Genomic DNA, 6,591 nt, shown 5'->3' with positions numbered 1-6,591 from the left:
CGGCGTAGTCATCGGTGATGTAGACCGCGCCGTCGGGTCCGACCACCGCGGATACGGGCCGGCCCCATCGCGAGCCGTCGTCGGACTGGAACCCACCGACCAGCGTCTGCTGGTCGGTGAGTTCGCCGTTGTGCCAACCGAAGAACGCCACCTCCGGGGCAATCGGCGGCTCGCGGTTCCACGACCCGTGCACTCCGATGAGGGCACCGGCCGAATACGGGGCCGGCAGCGCTTCGTCAGTGAACGTCATCCCGAGCGGCGCGGCGTGCGCGCCGAGACTCTGCTCGATGGGCGGTAACGCCGAGCAGTCGAGCCGGTCTCCGTCTGCGTTGGTCTGCACGTCGCGGATCAACGGCAGATTCGCAGGACCACCGTCGGGATTGCAGAAGGGCCAACCCAGTTCGCGGCCGGGTGTCAGCCGGGCCACCGATTCCGGAGGATGCAGGCTGACGTAGTCCTGACGGACCTCACCGGTCTCCGGGTCGGCGACGTTGTCGCGGTTGTTGACGGCCGTCCACACCGCCCCGTCCGGCGCGATCGCCAGGCCTGTCCCGTTGCGCACGCCGGTCGCGAACGGCTCCGCGGCGCCTCCACCCGGCGGCACCCGCATGATCGTGGCGCGTGGCGGGTCGGCGTCGCGATCGGCGGCCGTGATGTTGCCGGTCGAACCAATCGAAAAGTAGATGCTGCCGTCGGGGCCTACCGCGACGGATTTGAGCGCGTGCGCGTATGCGCCGCGCAGATCGGCGCTTTTCGCGTCGGGCAAATTGCCCGCGATGGTGCGCGGATCGGTCGCCGCCCCGTCCGCGTAGCGGTAGGCGTCGACCTGGTCGCTCTCGGCGACATAGAGCGTGTCACCGGCGAGCGCGAGTCCATGCGGTTGGTCGAGTCCCGTGAGAAGGGTCGATTGGCGAGGCTCAGATTCGGTGGGCTGCAGCCGTAACACCTCGCCGGTGCTCGGTTGTGACACCAGCAGCGCGCCGTCGGGCGCCCACACTGCCAGCCTTGGTTTAGGGATACGCGCCCACACCGACATCGACCACCCGGCGGGCGCCTGCGCTTGGCGTGGCTGATCGAACGGCGCCTGCGCGAGCTGCGGGTCGACGGCGACGGTGACGGGTTTCAGGCCGTCTTCGGCATCCGCGGTGGGCGATGGCGAGCTCGGCGAAGGAGCGGCGGGCTCGGGAGCCGTCTCGGAGTTCGACGAGCAGGCCGTCACCAGCACCACGCCGGCGATGCACGCAATCGCGTTACGCCGCAGCCAAACTCGCATGCATCTCCCAGATCAGGATCTCGGCAGGCGTGGTGGCGGTGACGCGCTGACCACCCGTACCCGTGAAACGGACGGCGTCGCCTTCGGACAACGGGCCCGCGCCCTCGAGCGTGACCTCGCCACGCGGCACGAACAGATGCAGGTACGGGGCGTGCGGCAGTTCGATGCTGTCGCCGACCTGCAAGCGGGCACCGTGTAGCGCAGCGTACTTGTTGTGGATGGCGATCGCGGTCTGGTCGCGGTGCTCGGGCATCCCGCTGGCGATCGTCACCAGACCCCCGCGCAGCAGTTCGTCGTCGATCTCGAGTTGCTGATAGCCCGGATCGATCGCGGATTCGTCAGGCACCACCCACATCTGCACGAAATGCACCGGCTCGGTGTGGCTCTCGGCGCCGGTCAGCGTCCACGAGTCGTTCTTCTCGGAGTGCAGGATTCCTCGTCCGGCCGACATCCGTTGTGCAAGACCGGGGTAGATCACGCCGGAGTTGCCGGTCGAGTCCTGATGCACCAGCGACCCACGCAGCACCCAGGTGACGATCTCCATGTCCCGGTGCGGATGGGAGTCAAAGCCGGTGCCCGGTTCCACGATGTCATCGTTGTTGACGAGTAGCAGGCCGTGATGGGTGTTCTCCGGCTCATAGTGGCTGCCGAAGGAGAACGAGTGCTTGGAGTCCAGCCAGGAGATCTCGGTCTTGGCACGGTCGGCGGCGCGCCGGATGTCGACTGTCGGGGCGTTCATGGCTTACCTCTCGCTCGGCGCCCAGCCTAGGTGGGGGCTACTGGACACGACAACATAGATGATGTGTCATGTATTCCGTGGGGCTGACGAAGCGTGAGCAAGAGGTGTGGCGCAAGTACGTGACGGTGACCAGCCGCCTGCAGACCGAGATGCACCGGCAACTTCAGCGGGATTGCGAACTGTCGCTGGCGGACTTCGAGGTGCTGGTCACGCTGTCGGAGCGCGGACCCCAGCGCATCAACGACCTCGCGGACGCGCTGGCCTGGGAGCAGAGCAGGCTGTCGCACCAGCTGCGCCGGATGCGGGGGCGCGGGCTGCTCGAGCGCCACGGCAGCGGCGATGACCGCCGAGGCGCGAGCGTGTCGATCACCGACGCCGGGCGCGCCGCGCTGGACGCGGCGGCGCCGGGGCACGCCGAGCTGGTCCGTCGCACGGTGTTCGCGGGCCTGACGCCCGCCCAGCTACGCGGCTTCGACGAGGTGCTGCAGTCGGTGCTGGAGCGGCTCGGTCACCAGTCCGCCTCGTCGTAGGTGATGACGCCGCGGATGTTCTTCCCGTCGAGCATGTCCGCGTAACCGGAGTTGATGTCCTCGAGGCGGTAGGTCCTGGTGACCATGTCGTCGATGTTGAGCAGACCGGACTTGTACAGGCCGACCAGCTTCGGCGTCTCGACGTGCGAGCTGCCGCCACCGAAGATGTTGCCCTTCAACGTCTTCTGCAACATCGTGAAGAGGAACAGGTTGAGTTTGACGTCGACGTCCATCATCGAACCCATGCCGGTCACCACACATGTGCCGGTCTTGGTGGTCAGCGTCATCGCCTCTTCGATGTATTCACCCTTCATCTCGCCGACCGCGATGATCGTCTTGTCGGCCATGATGCCGCGGGTGAGATCGATGACCGGGGCGATGGCCTCGGCCATCGACGGGTAGACGTGGGTGGCGCCGAACTTGATGGCCTGCTCGCGCTTCCATTCGTTCGGGTCGATCGCGATGACGTTGCGGGCGCCGGCGATCACCGCGCCCTGGAGCGCGCTCATGCCGATACCCCCGACGCCGACGATGACGACGGTCTCGCCCGGGTTGACCTCGGCGACGTTGGTGGCGGACCCGAAACCCGTGGGCACCGCGCACCCCAGCAGGGCGGCCGACTCGAACGGGATGTCCTTGTCGATCTTGACGACCGAGTCCTTGTGCACGGTCATGTACGGAGCGAAGGTGCCGAGCAGGTTCATCGGCGAGACTTCGGTGCCGCCGGCGTGCACGCGGGAGGTGCCGTCGGCGATCGCTTTGCCGCCGAGCAGCACGGCGCCGCGGTCACACAGCGACCGGTAGCCCTTCAGGCACGGCGGGCACTCGCCGCAGGCGGGGATGAACGCGAGGATGACGTGGTCACCCTCCACGAGGCCGGTGACATTCTTGCCGACCTTCGTCACGACACCGGCGCCCTCGTGTCCGCCGAGCGCGGGCAGGCCGATCGGGGTGGCACCCGTCGTGAGGTGGTAGTCCGAGTGACACATGCCCGCGGCGTGCAGGCGAATCTGGACCTCGTCGGCGACGGGATCACCGATCTCGATCTCGTCGATGCGGAACGGCGAGTTCAGTTCCCACAGCAGCGCGCCCTTGGTCTTCATGGCCGCTGACTATAGAACACGTTCCAGAACAGGTGTCAATTACGTCCGTGAGCAGCGCAGATGATCGCTTCGATCCGTTGCTCCGCACACGTCACATCGTGTCGGCGAGCCCGAAGGGGGCGAACGTGTCGGCGTGGAACGCCACGACGTGCACTATGCCCCGCGCAGTCACATCGAGCACGTGCATCTGGAAGGCCTCGTGAACACCGGTCTCGCGGTTCCGCATGTAGAGCGCGGCGGCCGGCTGACCGTTGGCGGTGGTTCGGACGAACCGCATATCGCCGGGCCCCTCGGCCGGACAGTGCTGCTTGGACAACAGCACGATGTTCTCCGGGCCCTGGTACCACCCGTCGAACGGCGGCATCTCCCACACGGCGTCCTCGGTGAACAGCTCGACCAGCTTGTCCATGTCGTAGCTCTCGAACGCGGCGATGTAGCGCGTCAGCAGATCCTGGGCCTCCGGCGATTCCGGCGCCCGCAGCTCGTCCTCCTCGCTGGGGCCGACGGCGTCGAGCTGCGCACGTGCCCGCTGCAGCAGGCTGTTGACCGCCGCCGTCGACGCACCGACGGCCTCGGCGACCTCCGACGCCTTCCACTGCAGCACCTCACGCAGCACCAGCACCGCGCGCTGCCGCGGTGAGAGGTGCTGCAACGCCGCGACGAACGCCAGCCGCACCGATTCGCGGGAGCCCACGATGTTCGAGGGGTCGCTCGAGGCGTCGGGCAGCGGCTCGAGCCACGGCACCTCGTCCCGCGCGACGATGTCGTCGAGCGGATCCGAGCTCGGTGCTCCGAGGCCTGTGGGCAGCGGCCGGCGCTGCCTGCTGTCCAGCGCGGTCAGGCAACTGTTGGTGGCGATCCGGTACAGCCAGGTGCGCACCGACGATTTGCCTTGGAAGCCTTTGTACGACTTCCACGCCCGCAGATAGGTTTCCTGCACCAGATCCTCGGCGTCGTGCAGCGAGCCGGTCATCCGATAGCAGTGCGCGAGTAGTTCGCGGCGATACCGCTGCGCATCAGCCAGGAAGGCATCCTCGGCGCTGCTGTCGTCGACATCGTGGGCCAGGACCGTCACGCCGCCGAGCTTAATCAGTGGGTCCGACAACGGATAGTCTCGCTGCGTGGCAACGACCCGCAGCGAACGCAGCTTCGACGGTATCGGCGGTGTGCGCATCGTCTACGACGTCTGGACCCCCGACGGGGAGCCTCGCGGCGTCATCGTCCTGTGCCACGGGTACGCCGAGCACGCCCGCCGCTACGACCACGTCGCGCAGCGGTTCGGCGAGGCAGGGCTGATCACGTACGCGCTCGACCTGCGCGGACACGGCCGGTCGGGCGGCAAACGCGTCTATCTGCGCAATATCGGCGAGTACACCGGCGACTTCCACACCCTGGTGACGATCGCCGCCAACGATCAACCCCAGCTTCCGCGCATCGTCGTCGGCCACAGCATGGGCGGGGGTGTCGTGTTCTCCTACGGCGTCGACCACCCCGACGACTACACCGCGATGGTGTTGTCCGGGCCGGCCGTCTACGCCCAGGACGGGGTGTCGTCGGTGATGATCACCGTGGCCAAGCTCGTCGGCGGCATCCTGCCGGGGCTGCCCGTCGAGCAGCTGCCCACCGAAGCGGTGTCCCGCGACCCCGACGTCGTCGCCGCGTACATGGCCGACCCGATGGTGCACCACGGCAAGCTGCCCGCCGGCATCGCCAAGGCGCTGATCCAGGTCGGTGAATCCATGCCACAGCGGGCGTCGGCACTGACCGCGCCGCTGCTGGTGGTGCACGGCGAACAGGACAAGCTGATCCCCGTCAAGGGCAGCCGCCACCTGCTGTCCTGCGTCGCCTCGACCGATGCCCACCTGAAGGTCTACCCCGAGCTCTACCACGAGGTGTTCAACGAGCCCGAGCGCGACCTCGTGCTCGACGACGTCACTTCGTGGATCGAGGCGAAGCTTTGAAAGCAGTTGCCGCAGCCGCACTTTCACTGATCGTCGTGATGTCGGCCTGCTCGACGACCGATGAGACGGAATGGGTCGACCAGGACGTCACCTTCACCGCCGACGATCTGACGATCCACGGCACCTACCGCCACGAGACCGACGAGGCCGCGGGACCCGCCGCACTGCTGATCTCGGAGAGCGGGGCCACCGACCGCAACGGTGACAACCAGGTCGCCGGGCCTGTCGGGAACATGCGCCAACTCGCCGAGCTGCTGTCCGACCGCGACGTGGCCAGCCTGCGCTACGACAAGGTGGGCACGGGCCGGACCGGCCTCGGCCCGTACGCCCAGCGGCCCACCGAGGTGGTCAGCGGGGTCTACACGTCGGGCGCGAAAGCCGCGGTGCGCTATCTGGCCGACCAGTCGCGCACCGACGACGACCACATCTCGGTCTACGCCCTCGGAGAGGGCACGATCCACGCGATGACGCTGGCGGCCGATGCGGAAGGCCCGAAGATCCACTCGCTCGGCCTCTTTCAACCCCTTACGGGGCGCTACCTCGACATCATCACCAACCGGGTGCGCGCCAACGCCGCACCGGAGGCGCTGATCGCATGGCTCGCGGCCGTCGAACAGGTCCGCACGACGGGAACGGTCCCGGGGGAGCTGCCCGAGGGCTTGGGCGCGCTGCTCAACCCGGGCAATGTGAATGCCGTCGTCGAGGCCGACAAGATCGACCCGCTGACGCTGGCGGCCCGGGTGCCCGCGGGCACCCCGGTCCTGATGACGTGTTCGGACGCCGACGCCCAGGCGTCGTGCGAATCGATCAGGCCGCTCGCCGACGCCCTGCGGCACACCGCGCTGACGCTCATCGAACTCAAGGGCGTCAACCACGTGCTGCGCGACGACCCGAGCGACAACGTCGCCAACTACGCCTCCAAAGATCCGCTTTCTCCACAGGTTGTCGAGGCGTTGGATCGCTTTGTCGCCGAGCAGCAATAACC

Annotated in this window: 7 protein-coding genes; 3 read left to right on the top strand and 4 right to left on the bottom strand. The window is 67.6% G+C overall.

Annotation, left to right across the window (positions count from 1 at the left end):
- Positions 1 to 1,273: PQQ-dependent sugar dehydrogenase (locus A5698_RS09030; RefSeq protein ID WP_068295681.1), on the bottom strand; the 1,273-nt coding region annotated here is incomplete at its 3' end.
- On the bottom strand, positions 1,251 to 2,012 hold the full coding sequence (locus A5698_RS09025; protein ID WP_068295673.1) for a pirin family protein: 762 nt from the start codon (positions 2,010 to 2,012) through the stop codon (positions 1,251 to 1,253). The genes A5698_RS09025 and A5698_RS09030, both read right to left, overlap by 23 nt.
- 68 nt (positions 2,013 to 2,080) lie before the next feature.
- On the opposite strand from A5698_RS09025, the gene A5698_RS09020 reads away from it, so the two are divergent.
- Entirely contained in the window at positions 2,081 to 2,542 is a 462-nt protein-coding gene (locus A5698_RS09020; RefSeq protein ID WP_068295671.1) for a MarR family winged helix-turn-helix transcriptional regulator, read from the top strand.
- On the opposite strand, the gene A5698_RS09015 is transcribed toward A5698_RS09020, so the two are convergent.
- Entirely contained in the window at positions 2,521 to 3,645 is a 1,125-nt protein-coding gene (locus A5698_RS09015; RefSeq protein WP_068295669.1) for an NDMA-dependent alcohol dehydrogenase, read from the bottom strand. The two genes, A5698_RS09020 and A5698_RS09015, sit on opposite strands and share 22 nt — an antisense overlap.
- 91 nt (positions 3,646 to 3,736) lie before the next feature.
- Positions 3,737 to 4,720 (bottom strand): sigma-70 family RNA polymerase sigma factor, encoded by a 984-nt coding sequence (locus tag A5698_RS09010; RefSeq protein ID WP_502688896.1) that lies wholly within the window; start codon positions 4,718 to 4,720, stop codon positions 3,737 to 3,739.
- A 46-nt stretch (positions 4,721 to 4,766) separates the two neighbouring features.
- Between A5698_RS09010 and A5698_RS09005 the strand changes: the two genes are divergently transcribed.
- Positions 4,767 to 5,606, top strand: a complete 840-nt coding sequence (locus tag A5698_RS09005) for an alpha/beta hydrolase (RefSeq protein WP_068295664.1) — start codon at positions 4,767 to 4,769, stop codon at positions 5,604 to 5,606.
- A 38-nt stretch (positions 5,607 to 5,644) separates the two neighbouring features.
- On the top strand, positions 5,645 to 6,589 hold the full coding sequence (locus tag A5698_RS09000) for an alpha/beta hydrolase family protein (protein WP_156670669.1): 945 nt from the start codon (positions 5,645 to 5,647) through the stop codon (positions 6,587 to 6,589).
- The last annotated feature ends 2 nt before the right edge of the window (positions 6,590 to 6,591 follow it).

The sequence above is a fragment of the Mycobacterium sp. E136 genome (assembly GCF_001666865.1).
In the GTDB taxonomy this organism is placed as follows: Bacteria; Actinomycetota; Actinomycetes; order Mycobacteriales; family Mycobacteriaceae; genus Mycobacterium.
The sequence above is the reverse complement of the archived record's forward strand: the minus strand, read 5'-3'. Positions and strand labels throughout refer to the sequence as shown.

What these genes read in the sequence shown, in the direction of transcription:
- A5698_RS09025 (WP_068295673.1), bottom strand. Translation starts at nt 2,012, where the DNA reads ATGAACGCCCCGACAGTCGACATCCGGCGCGCCGCCGACCGTGCCAAG.
- A5698_RS09020 (WP_068295671.1), top strand. Translation starts at nt 2,081, where the DNA reads ATGTATTCCGTGGGGCTGACGAAGCGTGAGCAAGAGGTGTGGCGCAAG.
- A5698_RS09015 (WP_068295669.1), bottom strand. Translation starts at nt 3,645, where the DNA reads ATGAAGACCAAGGGCGCGCTGCTGTGGGAACTGAACTCGCCGTTCCGC.
- A5698_RS09000 (WP_156670669.1), top strand. Translation starts at nt 5,645, where the DNA reads ATGTCGGCCTGCTCGACGACCGATGAGACGGAATGGGTCGACCAGGAC.